Here is an 864-nt window from a genome sequence, read left to right on the forward strand (position 1 = left end):
CCCTAGAGCGTGTCGTCAGTTAATTCCGATGATAGCGGAGACAAGTTGCACTGCTGCGAGGAATGTTGATTTCAGCTTGTCGTATCGTGTTGCAATGCCTCTGAACTGCTTCAGTCTGGCGAAGAACCGTTCGATTTCGTTTCTCTTTTTGTAGAGTGAGAAGCTGATTTTCCGTGAATGACGTCGGTTTTTTCTTGATGGGATAACCGGTGTGATCTGCCGTTCTTCGAGCTTTTCGATAAGCGGGTCAGCATCATAAGCCTTGTCGGCAATGATGGCTTCGGGACCGACTTCGTCCAGCAAGGGGCCTGCTTCCGTGATATCCGCTCTCTGCCCGGGCGTCAGGGATAGCGTCACAGCCTTTCCCGCGGCATCGACAACAGCGTGGATTTTTGTGGTCAGTCCGCCACGGGACCGTCCGATGGCCTGATCCGCGCCCCTTTTTTACGGGCGCCCGCGCTATCCTGGTGAGCACGGACTATCGTGCTGTCGATCATCATGTATTCGTTGTCATGGTCAGCCGCCAGACGCCGGAAAATGCGCTCGATCACACCGCTTTCGCACCAGCGGCGCAGTCGCCGGTGGACGTTCTTCCTGTCTCCAAAACGGGTCGGCAGATCACGCCAGGGAATGCCTACGCGGTAGCGATACAGAACCGCTTCCACAAACAAACGGTTATCCGCGGCCGTACCGCCGACATGGCCTTCACGACCCGGGAGAAGGTCTTTTATCCGAGCCCACTGACCATCGCTCAGACCATACCGTCGCATCCCTGTATCTCCCCGAAAAACAGAGAGAAAACATCACAGATCAAACGGGAGTACAAGCCTCATGCCACTCCACGCTAACTGACGACACGCCCTA

The 864-nt window shown here is 55.4% G+C and carries 1 protein-coding gene; it reads right to left on the reverse strand.

Annotated features, from left to right (window positions below; all coding sequences use genetic code 11):
• Positions 1-15: 15 nt before the first annotated feature.
• A protein-coding gene (locus tag JCM25143_RS21785) for an IS5 family transposase (protein WP_148300163.1) occupies positions 16-770 on the reverse strand; the annotation gives its coding sequence in 2 pieces (ribosomal slippage) (positions 16-440 and positions 440-770; 756 coding nt in all).
• Positions 771-864 lie beyond the last annotated feature (94 nt).

The organism is Acetobacter papayae JCM 25143 (assembly GCF_000613285.1).
Classification (GTDB): domain Bacteria; phylum Pseudomonadota; class Alphaproteobacteria; order Acetobacterales; family Acetobacteraceae; genus Acetobacter; species Acetobacter papayae.